Origin of the sequence: Pseudomonas sp. MPC6 (assembly GCF_006094435.1) — a bacterium.
GTDB lineage: Bacteria > Pseudomonadota > Gammaproteobacteria > Pseudomonadales > Pseudomonadaceae > Aquipseudomonas.
In genome coordinates this window covers 2,349,240-2,371,648 of record NZ_CP034783.1, presented here as the reverse complement: position 1 = coordinate 2,371,648, position 22,409 = coordinate 2,349,240, and the positions used below count along the sequence as shown (strand labels likewise).

General features: G+C 59.8%; 21 protein-coding genes and 1 pseudogene. 10 read left to right on the top strand and 12 right to left on the bottom strand.

Features of this window, described 5'->3' with window-relative positions; genetic code table 11:
- Nucleotides 1-9: 9 nt before the first annotated feature.
- From ELQ88_RS13210 to ELQ88_RS13185, 6 genes and pseudogenes are all read right to left on the bottom strand, one after another.
- Nucleotides 10-969, bottom strand: coding sequence for an FAD-binding protein (locus ELQ88_RS13210; RefSeq protein WP_138965536.1), 960 nt, complete (start codon nt 967-969; stop codon nt 10-12).
- Complete coding sequence (locus ELQ88_RS13205) at nt 970-1,719, bottom strand: electron transfer flavoprotein subunit beta/FixA family protein (RefSeq protein WP_138965534.1); 750 nt, start codon at nt 1,717-1,719, stop codon at nt 970-972.
- 51 nt (nt 1,720-1,770) lie between these two features.
- A complete protein-coding gene (locus tag ELQ88_RS13200; protein WP_138965532.1) occupies nt 1,771-2,913 on the bottom strand; it encodes an acyl-CoA dehydrogenase family protein in 1,143 nt (380 codons plus the stop codon).
- A gap of 12 nt (nt 2,914-2,925) precedes the next feature.
- Nucleotides 2,926-4,122 (bottom strand): acyl-CoA dehydrogenase family protein, encoded by a 1,197-nt coding sequence (locus tag ELQ88_RS13195; RefSeq protein ID WP_138965530.1) that lies wholly within the window; start codon nt 4,120-4,122, stop codon nt 2,926-2,928.
- A 166-nt stretch (nt 4,123-4,288) separates the two neighbouring features.
- Nucleotides 4,289-5,134: pseudogene (locus ELQ88_RS13190) on the bottom strand (enoyl-CoA hydratase-related protein); the annotation flags it as partial.
- A gap of 63 nt (nt 5,135-5,197) precedes the next feature.
- A complete protein-coding gene (locus tag ELQ88_RS13185; RefSeq protein ID WP_138965526.1) occupies nt 5,198-5,974 on the bottom strand; it encodes an enoyl-CoA hydratase in 777 nt (258 codons plus the stop codon).
- Nucleotides 5,975-6,185: 211 nt separating this feature from the next.
- Here ELQ88_RS13185 and ELQ88_RS13180 point away from each other — a divergent pair, with 211 nt between their 5' ends.
- From ELQ88_RS13180 to ELQ88_RS13135, 10 genes are all read left to right on the top strand, one after another.
- Nucleotides 6,186-7,853, top strand: coding sequence for an AMP-binding protein (locus tag ELQ88_RS13180; RefSeq protein ID WP_138965524.1), 1,668 nt, complete (start codon nt 6,186-6,188; stop codon nt 7,851-7,853).
- 45 nt (nt 7,854-7,898) lie between these two features.
- Nucleotides 7,899-8,672: an SDR family oxidoreductase gene (locus ELQ88_RS13175; protein WP_128874275.1), complete on the top strand. Its 774-nt coding sequence runs from the start codon at nt 7,899-7,901 to the stop codon at nt 8,670-8,672.
- Nucleotides 8,673-8,686: 14 nt separating this feature from the next.
- Nucleotides 8,687-9,469, top strand: a complete 783-nt coding sequence (gene badI, locus ELQ88_RS13170; RefSeq protein ID WP_128874274.1) for a 2-ketocyclohexanecarboxyl-CoA hydrolase — start codon at nt 8,687-8,689, stop codon at nt 9,467-9,469.
- Between the two features lie 57 nt (nt 9,470-9,526).
- Nucleotides 9,527-10,666 carry a cyclohexanecarboxyl-CoA dehydrogenase gene (gene aliB / locus ELQ88_RS13165; RefSeq protein ID WP_128874273.1) on the top strand — a complete coding sequence of 380 codons (1,140 nt, stop codon included), beginning with the start codon at nt 9,527-9,529 and terminating at the stop codon, nt 10,664-10,666.
- A gap of 71 nt (nt 10,667-10,737) precedes the next feature.
- Nucleotides 10,738-11,217, top strand: a complete 480-nt coding sequence (locus tag ELQ88_RS13160) for a MarR family transcriptional regulator (protein WP_138965521.1) — start codon at nt 10,738-10,740, stop codon at nt 11,215-11,217.
- Between the two features lie 82 nt (nt 11,218-11,299).
- Nucleotides 11,300-11,599 carry a MaoC/PaaZ C-terminal domain-containing protein gene (locus tag ELQ88_RS13155; protein WP_218190538.1) on the top strand — a complete coding sequence of 100 codons (300 nt, stop codon included), beginning with the start codon at nt 11,300-11,302 and terminating at the stop codon, nt 11,597-11,599.
- A 139-nt stretch (nt 11,600-11,738) separates the two neighbouring features.
- Entirely contained in the window at nt 11,739-12,980 is a 1,242-nt protein-coding gene (locus ELQ88_RS13150; RefSeq protein ID WP_138965519.1) for an OprD family porin, read from the top strand.
- A gap of 49 nt (nt 12,981-13,029) precedes the next feature.
- Nucleotides 13,030-13,710 (top strand): nitroreductase, encoded by a 681-nt coding sequence (locus ELQ88_RS13145; RefSeq protein ID WP_138965517.1) that lies wholly within the window; start codon nt 13,030-13,032, stop codon nt 13,708-13,710.
- Between the two features lie 278 nt (nt 13,711-13,988).
- The gene (locus ELQ88_RS13140; RefSeq protein ID WP_178084754.1) at nt 13,989-14,576 is read left to right on the top strand and encodes a DUF433 domain-containing protein; all 588 of its coding nucleotides are present in this window, start codon (nt 13,989-13,991) and stop codon (nt 14,574-14,576) included.
- Nucleotides 14,573-14,980 (top strand): hypothetical protein, encoded by a 408-nt coding sequence (locus tag ELQ88_RS13135; protein WP_138965513.1) that lies wholly within the window; start codon nt 14,573-14,575, stop codon nt 14,978-14,980. The genes ELQ88_RS13140 and ELQ88_RS13135 overlap by 4 nt, the downstream gene beginning before the upstream one ends.
- Nucleotides 14,981-15,026: 46 nt before the next feature.
- Here ELQ88_RS13135 and ELQ88_RS13130 read toward each other — a convergent pair whose 3' ends face one another.
- From ELQ88_RS13130 to ELQ88_RS13100, 6 genes are all read right to left on the bottom strand, one after another.
- Nucleotides 15,027-17,474 carry a penicillin acylase family protein gene (locus ELQ88_RS13130; RefSeq protein WP_161599959.1) on the bottom strand — a complete coding sequence of 816 codons (2,448 nt, stop codon included), beginning with the start codon at nt 17,472-17,474 and terminating at the stop codon, nt 15,027-15,029.
- 620 nt (nt 17,475-18,094) lie between these two features.
- Nucleotides 18,095-18,925 (bottom strand): SDR family NAD(P)-dependent oxidoreductase, encoded by an 831-nt coding sequence (locus ELQ88_RS13125; protein WP_138965509.1) that lies wholly within the window; start codon nt 18,923-18,925, stop codon nt 18,095-18,097.
- 149 nt (nt 18,926-19,074) lie between these two features.
- Nucleotides 19,075-20,247: an acyl-CoA dehydrogenase family protein gene (locus ELQ88_RS13115; protein WP_138965507.1), complete on the bottom strand. Its 1,173-nt coding sequence runs from the start codon at nt 20,245-20,247 to the stop codon at nt 19,075-19,077.
- A 22-nt stretch (nt 20,248-20,269) separates the two neighbouring features.
- The gene (locus ELQ88_RS13110) at nt 20,270-20,983 is read right to left on the bottom strand and encodes a histidine phosphatase family protein (RefSeq protein WP_128874249.1); all 714 of its coding nucleotides are present in this window, start codon (nt 20,981-20,983) and stop codon (nt 20,270-20,272) included.
- Nucleotides 20,980-21,345 (bottom strand): DUF6285 domain-containing protein, encoded by a 366-nt coding sequence (locus ELQ88_RS13105; protein ID WP_138965505.1) that lies wholly within the window; start codon nt 21,343-21,345, stop codon nt 20,980-20,982. The genes ELQ88_RS13110 and ELQ88_RS13105 overlap by 4 nt, the downstream gene beginning before the upstream one ends.
- A complete protein-coding gene (locus tag ELQ88_RS13100; RefSeq protein WP_138965503.1) occupies nt 21,342-22,400 on the bottom strand; it encodes a phosphotransferase family protein in 1,059 nt (352 codons plus the stop codon). Before ELQ88_RS13100 ends, ELQ88_RS13105 begins: the two co-directional genes overlap by 4 nt.
- Nucleotides 22,401-22,409 lie beyond the last annotated feature (9 nt).

Genomic DNA, 22,409 nt, shown 5'->3' with positions numbered 1-22,409 from the left:
AAGAACTCCTCAAAGCGCGTGTTCCAACGCTGGAACCGCCTCGAACAGATCAGCCACCAGGCCGTAATCGGCGATCTGGAAGATCGGCGCCTCTTCGTCCTTGTTGATCGCCACGATCACTTTAGAGTCTTTCATGCCGGCCAGGTGCTGGATCGCGCCGGAGATACCGACCGCGATGTACAGCTGTGGCGCGACGATCTTGCCGGTCTGTCCGACCTGCATGTCGTTGGGGACGAAACCGGCGTCGACCGCGGCGCGGGAAGCGCCAACAGCCGCGCCCAGCTTGTCGGCCAGGGTGTACAGGTATTTGAAGTTGTCGCCGTTCTGCAGGCCACGGCCGCCGGACACGACGATTTTGGCAGCGGTCAGTTCCGGGCGATCGGACTTGGCCAGTGCTTCGCCAACGAAGCTGGAGATGCCAGCGTCGTGGGCAGCCGCAACGGCTTCAACAGCCGCCGAACCCCCTTCAGCAGCGACCGGGTCAAAACCGGTGGCCCGCACGGTGATCACTTTGACCGATGCATTTGACTGCACAGTGGCGATGGCATTACCGGCATAGATCGGGCGCTTGAAGGTGTCAGCGCTTTCTACCGAGATGATCTCGGAGATCTGGTCAACGTCCAGCTGCGCGGCAACGCGCGGCAGGATGTTTTTGCCGTTGGAAGTGGCGGCAGCCAGGATGTGGCTGTAGCCCGCAGCCCCTGCTTCTTGAACAAGAGCTGCAACCAGGGGAGCGACGTTTTCCGGCAGCTGATGCGCGTAGGCGGCGTTGTCGGCCACCAGCACTTTGGCCACGCCCGCGATGTTCGCCGCGGCTTCAGCCACCGCGCCGACAAAAGCGCCGGCCACCAGCACATGAATATCACCACCGATTTTGACAGCGGCCGCCACGGTGTTCAGCGTGGCCGGGGCCAGCACTGTGTTGTCCTGCGCGTCTTTGGAATAGTCAGCAATCACCAAAATAGTCATTCAGATCACCTTCGCTTCGTTTTTCAGTTTCTCGACCAACTCAGCCACCGACTTGACCATGATCCCCGCGCTGCGTGCAGCCGGCGCTTCGACTTTCAAGGTGGTGTTAGTGGAGGCGGTGGAAACGCCCAAAGCGTCCGCAGTCACTACTTCGAGAGGCTTCTTCTTGGCTTTCATGATGTTGGGCAGCGACGCGTAGCGCGGCTCGTTCAAACGCAGGTCGGTGGTGACGATCACCGGCAGTTTCAGGGCAACCGTCTGCGCGCCGCCGTCGACTTCGCGAGTCACGGCAACCGTGTCGCCGCTGATCTCGACTTTGGATGCGAACGTGCCCTGACCATAACCGCTCAATGCTGCGAGCATCTGGCCAGTCTGGTTGTTGTCGCTGTCGATGGCTTGTTTGCCAAGGATCACCAGTTGCGGCTGTTCCTTGTCGACTACAGCCTTGAGCAGCTTGGCCACCGCCAGGGACGTCAGGTCTTCAGCGCATTCGACGAGGATGGCGCGATCGGCCCCCAGCGCCAGCGCGGTGCGCAGTTGCTCCTGGGCGGTGGAGGGACCGACGCTGACAACGACGATCTCGCTGGCAATGCCCTGCTCTTTCAAGCGTACGGCTTCTTCCACGGCAATTTCGCAGAACGGGTTCATCGACATCTTGACGTTGGCGAGGTCGACGCCGGAAGTGTCCGCCTTGACGCGAACCTTGACGTTGTAATCGAGCACACGTTTTACCGCGACCAGTACTTTCATGATCTGTTCCTGTAGTAGACCGCCAGCGCAGTGTCCGGCCGTAAAGGGTGTTCAGGCGTTGCGCATCAAATCGGCATAGGCCTGCAAATGATGGTCGTCGTCGCCCAACTGGTGGCTGAGCATGACCAGACGCTTGGCATGGTGGGCAAGGTTGTATTCCCAGGTCATGCCGATGCCGCCGTGCAATTGAATCGCTTGCTCGGCAATGAACCGGGCGGCGCGAGTGACGATGAACTTGGCGGCGGCCAGACCGCGACTGCGTTCGTCACTGTCGGGGTCGTCAGCGATACAGGCGGCCAGCGTGGCCATGGAAATCGCCAATTCCAGCTCGCCACGCATGTCCGCCATGCGGTGTTGCAACACCTGCAACTTGCCGATCGGCGCGCTGAACTGCTGACGGGTTTTCAGATAGTCCAGCGTCAGACTGAAGGCTTCCTGCATATTGCCGATCGCCTCCGCGCATTGCGCCGCCACCGCCCGCCCTTGCTGGTAACGCAATGCCGCAAGCGCTTGGCCGGCAGGACCCAGCAGGTGATTGTGCTGGAGCACGACGCCATCCAAATACAGGTCGCACGCGCGGGGGCCATCGATGCACGGGTATTCACGGCGGCGCACACCCGCTGCCTGCGGGTCCAGCAGAAACAGGCTGATGCCGGACTCGTCGAGAGCGCCGCCAGCGGTGCGCGCCGAGACCAGAATGAGACCGGCGCTGTGGCCGCCGACCACCGCGCATTTATGCCCGGTCAGGCGCCATCCGCCCTCGACGGCTTCGGCGCGGCTCTGCACATCGTGCAGGTGATAGTGGCTCTGGCGTTCTTCCAGTGCCACCGCGAGCTGCAGCTCACCGGTCGCCACTTGCGGCAACCATTGGCCACGCTGGTCCGCGCTGCCCAGTTGCTGCAGCAGTCCGGCGCCGTGTATTTGCGACTGAAGATAAGGTTCCAGGCACAGGTTGCGGCCCAGTTCAGTCATCACCAGCAGGGTGTCGACGCCACTGCCGCCGAAGCCACCGTATTCCTCGGCAAGGGGTACGGCGCTCAGGCCCAACTCACCGAGCTGGTTCCAGAACTCACGGCTAAATCCCGTCTCGCTGCGGTAAAACTGCTCACGCTGTTCAAAGCTGTAACGGTCGCGCGTCAAACGGGCGACGGTGTCTTGCAGCATCTGCTGCTCTTCGCTGAGATTGAAGTCCATGGGGGTGCCTCCTTAGAGCTCAAGAATCATCTTGGCAATGATGTTCTTCTGGATTTCGTTGGAGCCGCCGTAGATGGACAGCTTGCGCAGGTTGAAATACTGGCCGGCTGGCGCGGCACTGTAGTCGGTGTGCAACAGCTCACCGGCAAAGGCGTAGTCCAGCTCTTCCTCGGCGAAAGGCAAGGCATGCACGCCCAACACTTTGCGCATCAGGTGGCTGATCGCCTGGCGAATCTCGGACCCCTTGATCTTCAGCATCGAACTTTGCGCCCCAGGCACACCACCGCCCTGCACGGCCGCGAGGATGCGCAGCGTGCTCATCTCGATGGCCATCAATTGCATTTCCACTTCGGCAACTTGTACCCGAAACAGCGGGTCATCCAGCAGCGGCAGGCCGTTACGCAATTCCTGAGATGCGACCGATTTGAGTTGCGCCAGCGCTGCCTTGGACTGGGCAATGCCCGCCTGACCGGTGCGCTCATGGGTCAACAGGAACTTGGCGCATGTCCAGCCCTTGTTTTCTTCACCCACCCGATTGGCGACGGGCACACGCACGTTGTCGAAAAACACTTCATTGACTTCGTGCTCGCCCTCCAGGGTGATGATGGGCCGCACCGTGACGCCTGGCGTCGCCATATCGATCAACAGAAAGGAAATGCCGCGCTGCTGCTGGGCTTGTGGGTCAGTGCGCACCAGGCAGAAAATCAGGTTGGCGTGCTGACCGAGGGTGGTCCAGGTTTTCTGGCCATTGACCACGTAGTGGTCGCCGTCCAGCACCGCGCGGGTTTTCAGGCTGGCAAGGTCGGAACCGGCTCCCGGCTCGGAGTAGCCCTGGCACCACCAGTCTTCCCCGGACAGGATGCGCGGCAGGTAGTAGGCCTTTTGCGCCTCACTGCCGAACTTCATGATCACCGGGGCGACCATGTTGACCCCGAACGAGATCAACCGCGGCGCACCGAACGCGGCGCACTCCTCTTCGAAGATGTGGCGCTGTACCACGCTCCAGCCAGTACCACCCTGCTCTACCGGCCAGTTGGCGGCGTACCAGCCGCGCCTGGCCAGCACCCCTTGCCAACGCAGGTGGTCTTCCTTGTCGAGATGCTTGCCGAGGCGAACTTTTGCAGCAATGTCGTCAGGTACGGCAGCGCTGAGGAAGGCGCGTACCTCATCGCGAAACTCAAGTTCGGCGGGGGTGTAGTTGATGTCCATGCAAAGTCCTCGATGGGGGTGGGGCCAGCGTCAGGCTGGCTGGCCGCAAGCGACCTGTTCAGCCTTGCTGATCCAGCTCGGCAACTGTCTTGCCTTCGGCGACCCGGCGTTCCAGCAGTGGCGCCGGTGGTGTGCAGGGGGGAACCGATGCATCGGGACCCACCGCTTTAGCCGCTTGACGCTGCGCGAAAAATGCCTGGATCAACGCCGTACGTTGGGGTGATGCCATGCACTCAAGGAACAGCGCGCGCTCGCGCTGCAGGCCATCGCTCAAGGACAGTGAGGTCGCCGCTTCGATGGCGGCAATACAACGTACCGGCGAGAACGACTCTGGCTGGCTGCGTTGCACCTCATCGCGCTTGGCCATGAGCAACTCGGCAGTGCCGCTGACACCCGCAGGTATCGAGGCATGGCCACTGCGGCGTGGCTGCACGCCTTGCGCCAACAACTGCCGGGCGTACGCCAGGCCAGCGGCCAACGGCTCACCCTCATACACCTCATCGACAATGGCGTGACGCTTGGCCTCGGCCGCGCTGATCGGCTCTCCACCCACGATCATCTCCAGTGCCTTGGCGACACCGGCCAGGCGTGGCAACCGCTGGGTCCCGCCGGCACCCGGCAACAGCCCCAGCTTGACCTCTGGCAGTCCGACTTTGGCGTTGGCCTCGATGATGCGGTAATGACAGGCCAGCGCCACCTCGAGACCGCCGCCCAACACCGAGCCATGCAGCACGGCCAGTGACGGCTTGGTGAAGTTTTCCAGAGACAAGGTGACGTCCGGCAGGATCGGCGCTTGCGGGGGTTTGCCAAACTCGCGGATGTCGGCACCGGCTATAAAGGTTCTGCCTAGGCAATACAGCAGCACCAGCTTGATCCCGGGATCCCGCTCGACGGCGTTGAACGCTGCCAGCAAGCCTGCGCGCACGCTGTGGCCAAGGGCATTGACCGGCGGATTATTGATGCACACAACAGCTATCGCCCCTTCGCGGGACCACTGCACGGGAGATGACATCGGGTAACTCCTGCAAGCGTTTCGCCTGCTTTTATTGTTGTTTTGACCGGGCAAAAAATCCGTTCAACGGTGTTTCCACAGTGGTTTTCGCTTTTGCACGAACGCCTGCATGCCTTCCTTCTGATCTTCGCTGGCAAAGCAGGCGTGCAGCAGGCGCCGCTCAAAATGCACGCCCTCGGCCAGGGTGGTTTCAAAGGCACGATCGACCGCTTCTTTATTGAGCCTGACGGCCATCGCCGAAAATTCGGCGATCTGCCGGGCGATCTGCAGTGCTTCGTCCAAAAGGCTCGCCGCCGGCACGACGCGGCTGACCAACCCGCTGCGCTCCGCTTCGGCCGCATCCATCGTGCGCCCGGTCAGGCACAGGTCCATGGTCTTGGCCTTGCCTACCGCGCGGGCCAGGCGCTGGGTACCGCCGGCACCCGGCAGCGTGCCGACCTTCACTTCCGGTTGACCAAAACGCGCACTGTCGGCCGCGATGATCAGGTCGCACATCATCGCCAGCTCGCACCCGCCGCCCAAAGCCAGCCCGCCGACCGCAGCGATCACCGGCTTGCGGCAGCGGGTCACCTCCTCCCAGTTCGCCGTCACAAAATTTTCCAGATAGACGTCAGCGAACCCCTTGAACTGCAACTCGACGATATCGGCACCGGCGGCGAAGGCCTTGTCGTTACCGGTAATCACCATGGCGCGGATGCCGTCATCCCGTTCGAAGGCACGCAATGCCTCGCCCAACTCACTCATCAGCGCGTCGCTCAACGCATTGTGCATCGCGGGTCGATTGAGCCGGATCAGACCGACGCTCTCATGACGCTCCACCAAAATATTGTCGTAGGGCATGACATTCACCACTCGTTCCTGACTGCGGCAAGCCGCATGACCCGAAGATCCGCTGCACGGCTTCGGACGCTTGCAGCCGAGTCTATCGACATCAAAAAATAAAGACAACATATTGACATATTAAAAATAGAGCGCGTATCTTCACCTCCATCGGAAAGCGCAAGCTCTCGCAGAAAAACAATAACAAATCGCCTATCCACTGGTGCTAACAATGACTACCAAGACAAACATGCAGCCAGAACGACGTTCCGCCATGATTGAGTCAGGTGCATGGAATGACAATATCATTACAGACTATCTGGATCAGGCGGTGCTGACCGCGCCAGATTCGGTGGCGGTGATTGCCTACCGGGTGAACGAGGATGAACGGCAGGCTTTCAGCTACCGCGAATTGGATAGCCTGGTGACTCGCATGGCGGCGGGGCTGGCGGCATTGGGTGTCGCCAAGGCAGACGTGGTGTCTTGCCAGCTGCCAAACGGGTGGCAGATCACCGCGCTGCACCTGGCCTGCGTACGTATCGGCGCGATTCTCAATCCTCTGATGCCGATTTTTCGTGAGCGCGAGCTTGCCTTCATGCTCGGCCACGCACAGAGCCGGGTGCTGGTGATCCCGCATCACTTCCGAGGGTTCGATCACGCCGCCATGGTGCAAGGAATGCGCGGCGAGTTGCCCGCGCTCGAGCATGTACTGGTGATAGGTGGCGACCACCGCGCTGACGGTTTCGAGCAGGTCTTGCTGCAACGCGCCTGGGAGGAAGAAACAGACACGGCGGCGTTGTTTGCCGAACGCCGCCTGGGCGGTGACGATGTCGTGCAGCTGCTTTACACCTCGGGCACGACCGGCGAGCCCAAGGGCGTATTGCACACCTCCAACACCCTGTTCAGCAACGTACGCCCCTATGCCGAACGCTTGCAGCTGGGGTCTGCAGATATCGTCTTCATGGCCTCGCCCATCGCGCACCAGACCGGCTTCCTCTACGGGCTGATGATGCCGATTTACCTGAAAAGCACCGCGGTGCTGCAGGACATCTGGGATCCACGCTTCGCGGTAAAAGTCATTGAAGCCGAACGGCCGACCTTCACCATGGCGTCGACACCTTTCCTGACCGATCTGATCGATATGGCCCCCGATCACCGCGAAGCGCTGTCATCGCTGCAGACCTTTGTTGCCGCGGGCGCCCCTATCCCCAGCGCCCTGGTGGAAAAGGCCGGTACGGCGGTCAACGCCAAGGTGATTTCCGCCTGGGGAATGACCGAGAGTGGCGCGGTGACCATGACCCGCCCACACGACGATGCCCAGTGCGCCATTCATACCGATGGCCTGCCCCTGCCGTTCATGGAGGTGAACATCGTCGATGAGGATGGTCGGGAAGTCTCCCGCGACACGGAAGGCAACTTGTTGGTACGCGGCGGCAGTCTGTTCGTCGGCTATCTCAAGCGCCCCGAACTTTACGGCGTGGACGACCATGGCTGGTTCGCTACCGGCGACCTGGCGCGCATGGACGAACAGGGTTACATCCGCATCACGGGTCGCACCAAAGATGTGGTTATTCGCGGCGGCGAAAACATTCCCGTGGTGGAGATCGAAAACCTGCTCTACAAGCACCCGGCCATTTGTGCCGTGGCGCTGGTTGGTTGCCCGGACCCACGCCTGGGAGAGCGCCTGTGCGCTTATGTGACGCTGCACAACGGCCACTCCAGCCTGACGCTGGAAGAAGTGGTGAGCTTCCTCCTGCAACAGCGCCTGACCAAGAACTACCTGCCCGAATACCTGGAAGTGCTGCCGGCCTTGCCGCGCACCCCATCGGGAAAAATCCAGAAATTCAAATTGCGCGAACTGGCCATGGATATCCGGCTGGGTTCAGCCACGCGCCAATGATTGGCAATGCCCGCAAATCAATCAAAACAAGATGAGGACTGCTGCATGAAAGGTCTTATTGGAAGAACCGTAATCATCACCGGCGGCGGTGGCGGCATTGGTCGGGCCGTGAGCCTGCGCTTCGCTGCCGAAGGCTGCCTGGTCGCCGTACTTGATCGCGATGCCAGTGCCGCACAAACCACCGTCGACCTGATCAACGAAGCGGACAGCAAGGCCAAGGCCAAGGCTTACGCCGCCGACATCACCGATTACGCCGCCATTGTCGACACCGTCGCGGCCATTGAAAAAGACCTCGGTGTACCGACCGTACTGGTTAACAACGCAGGCTTCGACCGCTTCATGCCGTTCCTCAAAACCGAGCCGGCCATGTGGCAACAGTTGATCTCGATCAACCTGACCGGGGCGCTGAACATGCACCACGTGGTCCTGCCGAAGATGCTTGAAGCGGGGGGTGGCAAGGTCATCAATGTGGCTTCCGATGCGGCCCGTGTCGGTTCCTCCGGCGAAGCCGTTTACGCCGCCTGCAAGGCGGGACTGGTCGGTCTGTCGAAAGCCCTGGCGCGGGAACTGGCGACCAAAAACATCAACTTCAATGTGGTCTGCCCCGGCCCGACCGATACCGCCCTGCTCAAAAGCGTAGCGGCGACCTCGAGCAACCCGGAAAAGCTGATGGAAGCCTTCAAGAACGCCGTGCCGATGCGCCGCCTCGGTCAACCGGAAGACTACCCGGGGATCATCGCCCTGCTGGCCAGCGACGACGCCAATTTCATCACCGGACAGGTTATTTCCGTGTCCGGCGGCCTGACCATGGCCGGTTAACCAGGAGAACTCCCATGCATTACGAAGACATTCTGTACACCGAAGTCGAAGGTGTTGCGACCATCACCATCAACCGTCCTGATCGCTACAACGCGTTCCGCGGCCAGACCTGCATGGAGCTGATCCACGCCTTCAACCGTGCTGGCTGGAACAAGGAAGTGGGCGTCATCGTGTTCACCGGTGCCGGCGACAAAGCGTTCTGCACCGGCGGCGACCAGGGGGCCCATGAAGGCCAGTACGATGGCCGCGGCCTGATCGGCCTGCCGGTAGAAGAGTTGCAGGGCCTGATCCGTGAAGTGCCCAAGCCGGTAATCGCACGCGTCAACGGCTTTGCCATCGGCGGCGGTCACGTCCTGCACGTCGTCTGCGACCTGACCATCGCGTCCGAAAAAGCCGTGTTCGGCCAGGTCGGCCCGAAAGTCGGCTCGGTAGATCCGGGCTTCGGCACGGCCTATCTGGGGCGCATCATCGGCGAAAAACGCGCCCGCGAGATTTGGTACCTGTGCCGCAAATACAGCGCCCAGCAAGCTTACGACTGGGGCCTGGTCAACGCGGTCGTGCCACATGAAGAGCTGGATGCCGAAGTGCAGAAATGGTGTGACGAGATTCTCGAGAAGAGTCCGACCGCCCTCTCCATCGCCAAGCGCTCATTCAACGCCGACAGCGCCAATATCGCCGGCATCGGTGCCCTCGGCATGCAGGCCCTGAGCCTGTATTACGACACCGAAGAGTCCAAGGAAGGCGTCGCCGCGTTCAAGGAAAAACGTAAGCCCGAGTTCCGCAAATTCTACAAGTGACCCTATTACCGGCAGTTTATCCGCTGCCGGTCCCCCGGCCCTGGCTTGGAGAGCATCATGAACTTCGCATTCGACGAACAACAAAACGCTATTCGTGAAAGCGTTGCCCGCTTTAGCGCCGAAGTACTTGCGCCCGGTTACCGCAAGCGCGACATCAGCGGCCAGATTGAACGCACGGTGATCCGGCAGATGGGTGAAATGGGTCTGCTCGGCGGCGAACTGCCGGAAGAATTCGGTGGCAGCGGCCTGGACTGCGTGACCGCCGGCATCATCATCGAGGAGATCTCGCGCGGTGATTTCAACGTGGGTTACATACCACTGCTGGCTTCGCTGAACGGCCAGATCATCGCCCAACACGCCTCGCCTGAGCTAGCCAAAGAATGGCTGGGCGCAATTACTGGCGGGCAGAAAATCGTCTGCATCGCCCTGACCGAACCCAGTGGCGGCTCAGACGCCGCGAGCCTGCGGATGAAGGCCGAGCGCAAGGGCGACACCTATGTGCTCAATGGCGAGAAGACCTCCATCTCGATGGCCGATCAGGCCGACGTTGCGGTGGTCTTTGCCCGCACCGGCACCCAGGAATCCCGCGCCAACGGTATCAGTGCCTTCCTGGTTCCGATGACGTTGCCCGGCATCAGCACCACCCGCTTTGAAGACGCCGGCCAGCGCGCCATCGGACGTGGTTCGATCTTCTTCGACAACGTCGAGGTGCATGCCAGCCATCGCCTGGGCGATGAAGGCAAAGGCTTCAAGCAAGTGATGCAGGGCTTCGATTACAGCCGCGCGTTGATTGGCCTGCAGTGCCTGGCGATAGCCCAGCAATCGCTGGATGAGACCTGGAAATGGCTGACCGAGCGCGAGGCATTCGGGCAGCAACTGGCGGCATTCCAGGGTTTGACTCACCCTCTGGCGGAATTCCAGACCTACGTGCAAGCTGCGCGTCTGCAGTGTTACTACGCGCTATGGCTCAAAGATACTGGACAACCGCACAACGCCGAAGCGGCGATGAACAAGTGGTGGGGACCCAAGTTGGCGTTTGACGTGGTCAAGCAGTGCCTGCTCGCCCATGGCCACACCGGTTGGGGTGAAGATCTGCCATTTGCCCAGCGTCTTCGTGATGTACTTGGCCTGCAGATCGGTGACGGTACTGCGCAAATCATGAAAAATATCATCGCTCGCGAGTACATCCCCAAATAACACCTTGTCTGCACCGGCAGGCAGGTGACCTTATCGGCCTACCGACGCCCACCGGGCAGCGAGGACATGTAATGGACGCTAACGAAAACCGCAGCATACCGAACACTTTATTTTTCCGGCTGTTTCAAACCGGCAACGTATTGCAGCGCCAAGTGCAGAACGAGATGGGCATCAGCACCGTGCAATGGGCGGTACTGGGCGCCCTGTCCCGAGCCGGTTTCGAGGAGGGTATCTCCTTCAACCAGTTGACGGAGTACCTGTTCGTCAGCCGGCAAAGCCTGGATGGCGTGCTCAAGCGCATGGAGCGGGATAACCACGTGCTGCGCGTGCCTCATCCGGATGACGGGCGCGCTCGCCTGGTCCGGCTGACCGAACAGGGTCGGGAATACTGGAACGCGCTGCAAGATCGGATTTATCAGTTTTATCAGCAAGGTTTGCAGGGCTTCAGCTTCGACGACACCGTCAATTTCCTGCACTACCTGAACAAGTTCAAAGACGACCTGGCCAGGATTTCATTCGGCGAGGAGCAGCAGGCAAGGCTCGAGGACTAGGCCCATACCGGACAGGCCGCTCTTCCTGCCATGCGTCGCGACGCAGATTGGTTTTTCTCCATGCCCACGGGCGTGGTGCCGGTTGAAGCAAATCAACACCTTCGCCCTCGCCTCGGGAGATCCGAACCCCGTGCATCTGGAGCCAGCCATAGCTTGCCGAGCCGGGCATGCAGATGTTTTCGCCCAGGGGATGCTGGGTATGGGAATGCTCGGCGCACTATTGAGTGCCGCCCGCCTGCGGCGTTTTGGCGTGCGATTCCTGTCGCCCATCGCGCTGGGCGATCAGCCTCGGCTGTATCAAACAGGCACCCGGTTACGTGAACTTGTACTCACCAATGAAAAAGGAAACATCCGAATCAGGGGCTACGCCGAGCTCAACTGAATAACCTTCAGCGACTGATCAGCGACAACAAAAAGCGAATTTCAAGGTTCGTTTTACGGGATGACTCGTCCCGAAAAAAAGATCGCCGCTTGAACCCAATAGCTGGCCGTTCACCACAATAAAAACAAGAGGTCGAACCATGTATAACCCCTCAAGAACCTGGTCCATCACACTCGCAATCAGTACCAGCATCGTCGCTCAACAGGCCATAGCCGAGTTCAACGACGATAGCCACCTGACGCTTGAAGCCCGTAACTTCTATATCAACCGTGATTTTCGGGACAACCCCAACACGGCCCATCACAAGGCTGAAGAATGGGGCCAAGGCTTCATGTTGCGCTACAACTCGGGCTTCACCGAGGGTTCGCTGGGCTTTGGTGTGGATGCGCTCGGGCTGCTTGGGGTAAAACTGGATGCCGGTCGCGGCACGACCGGTGCGGGCGCCCTGCCCGTGCAGAGAGATGGCGAGGTCCCGGACAGCTTTGGTTTTATCGGCCCTACCGCTAAAGTCAAAATGGCCAAGAGCCTGCTGACTGTCGGCACTCACGCACCGACCCTGCCGATCGCGTTTCGCAATGACACCCGCTTGCTGCCGCAGACGTTTGAAGGGGCGCAGATCGTCTCCAGTGACATCGACAAGCTCACCCTGACCGGCGGCCAGTTTCGCGCCACCCGCCTGCGCAACTCGACCAACTACGAAGACATGAGCATGTTTGCCGATGGTTCCAGCGGGGGCGTCGCGTCTGACCGTTTCAACTATGCGGGCGCTACTTACGCGCTGCTGCCGAACCTGACCACCACCTACTTCTTCGCCGAGTTACAGGACAACTACAGCCAGCACTACGGCAATCTCATTCACACCCAGCCATTGGCCGAGGGATTGAACCTGAGGTCGGAAGTCCGTTATTTCCAGAGTGAACATGAGGGTCGCACCAACGTCGACAACCGCAACCTGGGAACGATGTTGACCCTGTCCTATAAAGGTCACGCCCTCGGCGCCAGCTACCAGAACCAGAGCGGCGACACCGGCATGCCCTTCATCGGCGGCGGCACCGACCCATGGGCATTCAACACCGTCACCTACCATCATTTCTTGCGTGCCCGGGAAGACTCCTGGCAGCTGCGTTACGACTACGATCTAGCGACGGTCGGATTGCCCGGGCTGACGTTCATGACGCGCTATGTGTCAGGCGACAACTTTGAAATCGCAGGTACCAACGCCAAGGAATGGGAACGCAATGTCGATATCGCCTATGTGGTCCAGAGCGGACCGCTGAAAAACATCAACCTGCGGTTGCGCAACGTCGCCTACCGCGGAAGCCGCACCACAGACATCGATGAGAACCGTATTATCGTCGGCTACACCTTTAAATTCTGGTAAGTGATCCTCGCCCACATTTCGCTGAAAAACCGCCTAGGAGACTCCTGAAATGCATATAGATGCTGCGATCCGCTCGCGTAAATCCGTTCGAAGCTTCATGCCGTGGAACGTCCCGAAATCAGTGATCGAACATATCCTGAAGGTCGCCTCACGAGCCCCCAGCGGCAACAATGTACAGCCTTGGCATGTCCACGTATTGACCGGTCAGGCAAAGCAGAACCTGTGCAACGACATCATCGCATCAGCAACCGACGAAGCCGGGCAGCATGCCGCCGAATATGAGTACTACCCCACTGAATGGTTTGAACCCTATCAGCAACGCCGCCGCGAAGTGGGTTTCAGCCTGTACGAAAAGCTCGGGATCAAGCGCGATGATCCCGCAGCACGTGACCGGCAAATGCTGCGCAACTATCAGTTCTTCGATGCCCCGGTCGGTCTGCTGATCAGCCTTGACCGCCGACTCAACACGGGGAGCTATATGGATTTAGGCATGTTCATCCAGAACATTCTGCTCGCCGCCAGAGGCCAGGGCTTGCATACCTGCGCCCAGGCGGCATTCGCGTGGTATCACCAGGTCATACGCGCGCACTTGCCCCTCGCAGACAATGACATTCTGGTCTGCGGCATCGCGCTCGGCCACGAGGATCGTGATGCACCGGAAAACAGCCTTGAAACATCACGTGAACCGGTTGAGAGTTTTGCCTCTTTCCATGGGTTCATACCTGATTGAGCGGCCTGGACCCCTGACGACATTGCTTGAGGTGCACGCGGCGGCGCTCTCGAAGTGGAAATGTCGGCCGAAAAGTAACCTTTCCAGATACACTCCGTCTAAGATTTGTTGAACGAAATCTCATTCATCTCCAAAATGGATTTTTTGGCAAGCCCACGGACCAAGGAGGGAGCATGAAAAAAGTAGACGCCGCAAGCCGCCTCATTGGGGTGGGGATCTATACGCCGGCAGAGGCAGCCATATACACGGGCATACCGGCGAAAGATATCCGTAGATGGATGTTTGGCTACAAATCCGAGGGCATTCAGCATTCCGGGCTTTGGATGCCGGAGCTAGAATTTTCAGAGGAAAAACTGTTGGGTTTCCATGATCTCCTGGAGATCAGGTTCGTGCATGCCTTTCGAAGGCACGGCGTAAGCCTTCAGGCAATCCGCTCGGCCTCCAGGCAGGCCAGAGAGATTTTTGATCAGAGCTACCCTTTCACCTGCAAGCGCTTCCAAACCGATGGCAGGAGTATCTTTGCGACAGTCTTTGACGAAACTGGCGATGAAGCAATTCTCGACCTCGCAAAGCGACAATATGCTTTCAGGCAGGTAATCGGTCCCTCACTTTATGAGGGGATCGATTACACAGGTGAGGGAATGGCGCAGCGCTGGTATCCAGTCAAGCGAAGCAAGGCAATCGTGCTGGACCCAAATCGCAATTTTGGCAAGCCTGTCTTATCTTCCACTGGCGTCGACACCGCGGCGATTTACCATGCATATCTGGCCGAAGGGCAGGATGCAAAACGCGTCTCAATGATTTTTGAAATTCCGGCTGCCGCAGTGGATGCGGCAGTGACCTTTGAGCATAGGATTGCTGCTTGAATTTTCTGATTGATAACAATCTCCCACCCGCGATAGCACGAGCCCTTCATGAGCTATGCAAACCAGAAGGGCACCAAGTGGTAGCCCTTCGGGATAAGTTCAAGCAAAACGCCAGCGATATCGATTGGATTTCAGAGTTGAAAGCCGACGGGCGATGGACTGTCGTGTCGCAAGACAAATTCACCAAAGGCGACGCGGAGCGAAAGGCTTTTCGCGACTGCGGCTTGCCCATTTTTTGCCTAGCAAAACAATGGGGTCAGGAGCCGTATTGGAGCAAGGCGCAGAACCTCGTGAAATGGTGGCCCTCAATAATTCAACAATCAGAGCTGATAAGTGGCGGCGCTGCCTTTAGGGTTGCTTGGCGATTTACCGCGCCTGGAAAGTTTGAGCAGTTGAAAATCTAAAGCCCGGCCAAGCGCCGGGCTTTTTCGTCCTAGCCCAAATCAGCCATCAGTAATGCAACGTCATGCTCGACTCAAGATTTGCCTCGACCTGCTCCTCGCTCAGCCAATCCTGCTTGCAGCCATGCTCACGATAAAGCGCCAACTGATCCGCCACATGCTTGTCCGCCTCTCCATTGGCCGCGACAAAACCGCTCTGACCCGGAGGCGCCGCAGAGCACATGCTCACCCCGTCGCGACCCAGGCTGACCCTGAAGGTTTCGCTGCCACGGTTCATGAACGGTGCAAGGGTGGGTTGTCGGTCTTTCGAAGCCCAAGGCACACCAATCGAGTTGACTGCAGCGAAACGCATGCTGGTCACCGGTGTGCGCCAGGCTTGCAGGTCTATGCCCTGGGTGGCTTGCAAGGATTTGATCGTGGAGCGCAGGACTTCCAGGACCACCGCATCAGGCGACTCTCCATTAAAGAGGTCATACCGCTGGGGAACGCTGGCTTGCTTGCCCTGCAGCGCATTCCACAACAACTTCGAGGCTTTCCCTGGCTGTGGCGAGGCACCGCTGTACTGGTCCGGGTAACCGGCCTGGGCATAGGTTTGAAAGATCTCTGCCGGCAGATCATCTTGCAATACCCGACTGTACATGGCCGGCAACCACGCCCGCATGATCGGCACCGCCGGGCTGTCATAGACGCCCTTGCCCTGATCGTCACGGCCTTGAAGATTCCACTGTTGCAGGATATCGGCGGCTTGGCGCGCTAGATCGGAACCCGGCAGGCTGCGGGTGGCCGCGACGATCGCAGGCACAAAATAGCGCGCGTTGAGGTCAGCAAATGCGCCACGGCGATCCACATTCCAGATGTCGTCCAGGCTGAGTTTTGCCTTGGCCTGCAAAGGCTCGATCAACTCGTTGACCCGATCGACATGGGAGTAGTTGGCACCGTCGGCGCGTAGGCCCGGTGCGGGTTGGTTGTTCCAGCTGACCAGATACCCCTGGTCCGGATTGTAGCTGCGCGGGTTGGCGTCAAAGGGCAGGAAACCTTGCCACTCCATGCTGCCATCACCCGATGCCGGAAACTGTACCGGCTGGTTGTCCGGGCGTTGTGGTTGCTTGCCCACCGCCACGTGCCCGATATTGCCCTGGGCGTCCGCATAGAACCAGTTGATGGAGACGCTGACCCGCTCGGCCTGAAGCAGAAACTCATCCCAGCTGCGGGCCTTGGCCAGGTTGGCCCACCCCAGCAGGCTTTCGATTTCACGCCCTTCCCAGCTGCGCTTCTGGCTGTAAGCCGTTTGATTGGGTACGTCCCAGGTACTGACAAAACCATGGACGGTCGAGTACACCTCAAGCGTGTAGGGCGCCTCGCCCTTCACCGCTATGGTCTCGATTCGCTTGTGCATCGGCGTGTAATGGCCGTCGTGGCGATACTCAAAACGATTCTGCGGGTTGAGTTGCTCTTGATAGACGTCGTTGGTGTCCAGGGACCCGACAGTCGATCCCCAGGCGATATGGCCGTTACTGCCGAACAGAATGGCCGGCAGGGCCACCGGGGTACTGCCGGTAAAGTCATAACCGGCCCCGTGCAAACCAACGCTGTAGGTGATACTGGGGTTGAACCACCCCTGCTGTGGACCGTTGAACAGCACTGTACGACCGTCCTGGCTTTTCGCCGGGGCAACGACCCAGGCGTTGCTGGCGGTAGGCATGGCATCCGCCGCTGCTTCACCTAAACGGGCGACCTGCAGGCTACGCCAATCCTGTGCCGCGGCGACCGACAAGGGTCGCAGGTTTTGCACCGCATTGTAGTTTCGCAGCGGTCCGGCGGCCTTTGCCGAAGTTGTCGGTGCTTTCGGGTCCTCAAGCCAACGCATCTGGTCATACAGTTGTTGCCCAATCAGATCACCACGCGATGCTTTGAGTCGCTCCAGCAATTGCAGGTTGGCGACTTCCTGGGTACCGGCAAAAAATCGGTTAAGGATCAGCCCAACCCAGATATTGGCGACATCTTCAGCACTCCAGGGTGCGGGTTCGAAACCTTCCTCGACAAACTCTATCGGCAGCAAGCGCGACTTGTCGGCCAGGACTTCCTTGATGCGGGCATTGAAACCCGCCGCATAGCCTTCAAAAATCTGTCGGTCATCGGCAGGCAAGGCCTGCAATTGCGCGCGAATACTGGCGGGATCGAAATTTGAGCGAGTGGCCTTGTCGGCCTCCAGATAGCCCTTGCCCAGCACCTGGGCAACCGTGCCATTGCTGGAGCGACGGGCCATTTCCATCTGATACAAACGGTCCTGGGCAACCGCATAGCCATAACCGTAATACAGCCCACGTAGATCCTGGGCGTAGATATGCGGGACGCCGTAATGGTCGCGCTTGATCTTCACTTCAGCGGCGAAGCCTTGCTGCGCAATCGCGCCAAGCCCCAGGCCGAGCAAGCCCAGGCGCAGAGCCCGGCAAACGAGGTTCGCATTAGTAGAACGTTGACGCGGGCAACTGTACATGACGTACATCCTTAATAAATGGACGATTTTATGGGCTGATTGCTCCAACCGGGCCCGGCGTCCCAATGCCAATTCCTCGACGACGATCGTCATGCCTTTCACCGATTTTTATCCGTCGCGCAGTGCGTTTTTACCGATGAGTCCGACCGTCAGGGCTTGTCGAATGCTTAATCTAAAATCGTAATAATTACGTGAATTGTCAATTGAATTTTCACAAATAAAATAGTGTGTATTTTCGGTACATTTTTTGAAGGATTGCACCACTGACGCACATCTCGGTAACAATTTTGCAAGCATCTAAAAACCAGCCAGAGAGATACTTTATTTTTATTAATCAATGGCTTACATAATCTAAATCGATTTTTAGATGAAAAAAGTGTTTCCTGGTCAAAAACAGGAGCGCAGAAAAAAGCTATTCCAAGCGAGGATTCAAATAAATTTTTACGCGAAATTTACCGCCGAAAAATGCTATTTTTTTCGACAAAACATCTACTTTTATTGGCTTTAAAATGAGTTTCCAATCGCGCGCTGCTCACGTCAAAGCCACGTCGCGTCTCTGGGCTCGAGTAAACTTCGCGATCCCGGACCTCACCGCAAGCGGCAGCCCGGGAAGCGATGCTTCAGCGTGGGGTTTGGGTCGGACTGCGCTCGTCGAGGATGTCGCCCATGCGCATCTCGATCAGGCTCTTGATCTTTTGATGAGGCAGAATGTAGAAGCGGTTTTGCTTCACTGCATCAAGCGTAATGCGCGCGATGTCGGCCGCGCTGAGCCTCCCGGCCTGCGTCGCCTTGCGCACCTGTGCTTCGTACTTCTCCTTGAGTGGATTGGTGTCAGCCAATTCGGCCGGACGGTTTCGCCCGGCATCGGCGATGCCCGTCGGTACAAAGGCCGGGCACAGCACCGACACGCCGATCGAGGCGTTTTCCTCCTGCAATTCCAGCTGCAGGCATTCAGACATCGTCACCACCGCATGCTTGGTCGCGCAATAGATCCCGTTGCCAGGCACCGACAGCAGGCCGGCGACCGACGCGGTATTGACGATGTGGCATTGATCCTTTTGCGCCAGCATCCGCGGCACAAAACTGCGGATACCATGCGCCACGCCCATCACGTTGATGCCGATCATCCACGCCCAGTCCTGCGCAGTCGTGGTCCACAGCGGGCCGCCGACCAGAACGCCGGCATTGTTGAACAGCAGGTGCGCGGCGCCGAAGCGCGCGTAGGTCGCCACCGCCAGCTGCTCGACCTGTTCGGCCTGGGCGACATCACATTTCATCGTCAGCACGTGCGTGTCCGATGGCAGCAAGTCAGCCGTGCCCTGCAGGTTTTTCTCATCGATGTCGGTCAACGCAAGGCGCATGCCTTCGTTGGCACAGGCAATTGCCAGTTCACGACCGAAGCCGCTGGCGGCACCGGTAATCACGGCGACTTTGTTGTGCAGTGGGTTCATGTTGGTTTAAACGTCCAGTCCGATCAGATAAGGGCTCGTGGCCCTCATCAAAAATTCATCTATAACGTGCTGCACAAGTGCCCTGCATCCACCGCTATCTCGCTGCCGGTCACGGCGCGACTGGCGTCGCAAGCGAGTAACGGCAGGGCTCAGGCAAAGTCCTTGTGGCCGTCGAGGATCTTTTTCGCCAGGCTCATGCGATGCACCTCGCTCGGGCCGTCGTAGATACGGAATGGACGGATGTCGCGGAAGATCCGCTCGACAACGGTTTCCCCCGTCACACCGCGGCCACCCAGAATCTGCACGCAGCGATCGACCACATGCCACAGGGCTTCGGCGCTCAGCACCTTGGTCATACTCGACTCGACATTGCCCCGACCGCCTTCGTCCAGCACCCAGGCGCAATGCCAAATGGCCAGGCGCGTGCTGTGCAGCGCCATCTGGTTGTCCGCCAGCATGAAGCCGACGCCCTGGTGTTCACCCAGGGTTTTGCCGAACGAATCGCGGGTTCGCGCGTAGTCGCAGGCGATATCGTGGGCCCGGCGGGCAGCGCCCAGCCAACGCATGCAGTGGGTCAGCCGCGCGGGCGCCAGGCGCACTTGCGCGTAGCGGAAGCCCTTGCCGACTTCGCCCAGCACATCGGTGGCCGCAATCCGCACATTTTCAAAACGCAGGATTGAATGGCCGCCTGCAAAGCAGCTGTCCAGGGTCTTGAGTTGCCGTTCGTGGATGATCCCGGGTGTGTTCATATCAGCCAGGAACATGGTCGCGGAGTCGTCTTCCATGCGCGCCATGATGATCGCGAACCCGGCACCGTCGGCCCCGGTAATCAGCCACTTCCGACCATTGATGACGTAGTGGTCGCCGTCACGCACGGCGACGGTCTTCATCATCGACGGATCGGAGCCGGCGCCAGGCGCAGGCTCGGTCATGGCAAAGCAGGAACGAATCTGCCCACTGACCAAAGGCCGCAGCCAGCGATCTTTCTGGGCCGGCGTGGCCACCTCGTCCATCAGGTGAATGTTGCCTTCGTCCGGCGCATGGATATTCAGCGCAATGGGGCCTAATGGTGAATAGCCGGCCTCCTCGAAGACGATCGCTTTGGCGAAGTGGCTCAAGCCTGCACCGCCCATTTCGCGACTGGCATGCGGGCACAGCAGACCGGCCTGACGGGCTTTGGCCAGCAGCTCTTGACGCAAGTCTTCGCTGGGGCCGTGAGACGTGAGCCGAGGATCGTTTTCCATGGGGATCACCTGCTCGGCGATAAACGCGCGAGTCTTGTCGCGCAGGTCCTGCAATTCTTGGGGGATCGTGAAGTTCATGAGGGTCCTTGGTGCTATTCGACTAGGGTCGTTGCTCGGTAAGAGGCGCGAGTTGCGCGTGGATGCGCTCCATCACGGTTTGGCGCTGGCCTGCCTTGGGGAGGTCGTAAGGCGTCAGGTTCACGACACGGACGTAGCGGCGCAGGATGCGGCCGGCCTGCATGTCGATATCGATGATGTTCAGACAGGCGTTGTCCTGCTCCAGGCCCGCGGCGCAACCGCGCGCGCCACCCAGGGCCCAGCCCAGCAGCAGGCGATTGACGGCGTCATGACTGACCAGCAGCAGGCTCTGCCAGTCGGGCTCGGCCAGGACCTCCTCGAAGCGGGCCATGATGCGGCTGTCGAAATCGCTCCAGCGCTCGCCGCCGATAAATCTGCCGTCAGGCTCGGCGAAACTGTCAAAGGCGTAGCTGACCTGCCGTTGCACCTGTTCAGGCGCAATCTCGCGCAGGCGGCCGGCACGCACTTCCCGTAGCTGCGCGCATGCCTGGAGCTCAATCGGCTGATCACCCAGCAACACTTCAGCGGTCTGCCGGGCTCGCGGGTAGTCGGAGCACAGCGCACGGTCGAAACTGACTGACGCCAGCACCTGCGCCAGCTGGCGTACCTGATCTTCTCCCAGGGCAGAGAGCGGCACGTTGCGCGGATCCAACGGCTGGCCGGCGGGCGAAAAGTAATCCACATGACCATGGCGTACCAGGTAGCAACGACGACGATAGACCGGCTGGGTATTCATTGGCCGAGCGCCTTCGGATTGCTGATGGACAGCCGCGCCCGGGTGATCGCCGAGAGCGCCGGGAACAGGCGATCCTGATCAGGCCCGGGCTCATCGAAACGGCCCTGGCGGATAGCCTGGCAAAGGGCCTGACGGGCATCCGTCAGTGACGCCTCGCTATCGTCCAGCAGTGCCGCAAGCAGCTGAGCCTCGACGGCATCCGCACACTCGCCGTCACGGCACTCGCGCCCGGCAATCGCCATGGCATTGGCGACCATCAGCGCCTTGTAGCGCAAGCTGTCCGGTAGCTGCGGCAGTAACTCGCTGAGCAGGGTCTGGCGGGCAATCGCCAGCAGCTCACTCGCATCGGGACGGATGTTCATCGGCGCAAGCCTCCAGTCAAACGCAATATGTCCAACTCCAGTTCGGGGATCAGCCTTCCCGTCAGCGCCAGTTCCAGCGAGGGCTCCTCACCGGACAAGTGCCGCTGGGCTTGTTGCAGGGCGATGACCGCCCAACGCAACGTGGCCATGACCTGCCAGAACACCAACTCGTCGCGCTCGAGACTGAGCGGGGAAACCTCGCTGTAACCACGCATGAAGTGTTCCAGCGTACCGATGCCGCCGGCCTCCAGATCAGGTCGGGAGAACCGCCAGCAACGGGCGGTGAACCAGCCGATGTCTTCACGCGGATCGCCCCAACCGGTGAATTCCCAGTCCAGGACCGCTTGCAGCGTGCTGGACTCGGCCAGGTAGTTGCCGGTGCGGAAATCACCATGGAGCAAACACGGGGCAGAAGTTTTCGGCGCGTTTGCTTCACACCAGCGCAGCCCCCACTCCAGCACGGGCTGAAACACCTCAAGGCGGTCGATCACCACGCGGTGGGAGTCAATCGAAGCCTGCACCGATACCTGTTGCGGGTCGCCAAGGAAATCCAGTCGGGCCTGGGCAGGCAAGATGCGATGGATGCGCGCCAGGTTGGCGCCCAGGTCAGCCGCCAACTGTGGATCGCCTTCAGCGCCCAACTGGCTGGTGAGCCGGTGACCGGCGGCGATGCCGGACACCCACGCCATGATGAAAAATGCCCGCCCATGCACCGAGGCGTCTTCGCACAGCCAGAGTGGCTGCGGCACCTTGACGCCAGCACGGTGGACCGAGCTCAGCACCGCGAATTCCTGCGCGCGGCTAAGGCTCTCCTGTACCGCCGACTGCGCGTCGCTGCGCAGGACCCAGCGCTGGCGACCCGCATACGGGCCGCCCTCCACGCTCACGTCCAGCAACCAGTTCTCCTGGATAGCGCCGCCAGACAGGCGCTGCTGCTGTTCAAGGGTGACCCGTTGCGCGCCAGCCTGGACGCAAAGGAAGGTTTCAAGCCGGGTTTGTTTCAGCTGTTCTTCGGGCTGCGGCACTGTCACCGCTGCTTCGTTCGGACCTCTCATGAATCGCCG

Coding starts and splice junctions, on each gene's coding strand:
- ELQ88_RS13150 (WP_138965519.1), top strand. CDS start 11,739: ATGTATAACCCCTCAAGAACCTGGTCCATCACACTCGCAATCAGTACC.
- aliB (WP_128874273.1), top strand. CDS start 9,527: ATGAACTTCGCATTCGACGAACAACAAAACGCTATTCGTGAAAGCGTT.
- ELQ88_RS13160 (WP_138965521.1), top strand. CDS start 10,738: ATGGACGCTAACGAAAACCGCAGCATACCGAACACTTTATTTTTCCGG.
- ELQ88_RS13100 (WP_138965503.1), bottom strand. CDS start 22,400: ATGAGAGGTCCGAACGAAGCAGCGGTGACAGTGCCGCAGCCCGAAGAA.
- ELQ88_RS13130 (WP_161599959.1), bottom strand. CDS start 17,474: ATGTACAGTTGCCCGCGTCAACGTTCTACTAATGCGAACCTCGTTTGC.
- ELQ88_RS13200 (WP_138965532.1), bottom strand. CDS start 2,913: ATGGACTTCAATCTCAGCGAAGAGCAGCAGATGCTGCAAGACACCGTC.
- ELQ88_RS13185 (WP_138965526.1), bottom strand. CDS start 5,974: ATGCCCTACGACAATATTTTGGTGGAGCGTCATGAGAGCGTCGGTCTG.
- badI (WP_128874274.1), top strand. CDS start 8,687: ATGCATTACGAAGACATTCTGTACACCGAAGTCGAAGGTGTTGCGACC.
- ELQ88_RS13180 (WP_138965524.1), top strand. CDS start 6,186: ATGACTACCAAGACAAACATGCAGCCAGAACGACGTTCCGCCATGATT.
- ELQ88_RS13175 (WP_128874275.1), top strand. CDS start 7,899: ATGAAAGGTCTTATTGGAAGAACCGTAATCATCACCGGCGGCGGTGGC.
- ELQ88_RS13140 (WP_178084754.1), top strand. CDS start 13,989: ATGTTTGGCTACAAATCCGAGGGCATTCAGCATTCCGGGCTTTGGATG.
- ELQ88_RS13110 (WP_128874249.1), bottom strand. CDS start 20,983: ATGAATACCCAGCCGGTCTATCGTCGTCGTTGCTACCTGGTACGCCAT.
- ELQ88_RS13125 (WP_138965509.1), bottom strand. CDS start 18,925: ATGAACCCACTGCACAACAAAGTCGCCGTGATTACCGGTGCCGCCAGC.
- ELQ88_RS13210 (WP_138965536.1), bottom strand. CDS start 969: ATGACTATTTTGGTGATTGCTGACTATTCCAAAGACGCGCAGGACAAC.
- ELQ88_RS13115 (WP_138965507.1), bottom strand. CDS start 20,247: ATGAACTTCACGATCCCCCAAGAATTGCAGGACCTGCGCGACAAGACT.
- ELQ88_RS13105 (WP_138965505.1), bottom strand. CDS start 21,345: ATGAACATCCGTCCCGATGCGAGTGAGCTGCTGGCGATTGCCCGCCAG.
- ELQ88_RS13195 (WP_138965530.1), bottom strand. CDS start 4,122: ATGGACATCAACTACACCCCCGCCGAACTTGAGTTTCGCGATGAGGTA.
- ELQ88_RS13145 (WP_138965517.1), top strand. CDS start 13,030: ATGCATATAGATGCTGCGATCCGCTCGCGTAAATCCGTTCGAAGCTTC.
- ELQ88_RS13205 (WP_138965534.1), bottom strand. CDS start 1,719: ATGAAAGTACTGGTCGCGGTAAAACGTGTGCTCGATTACAACGTCAAG.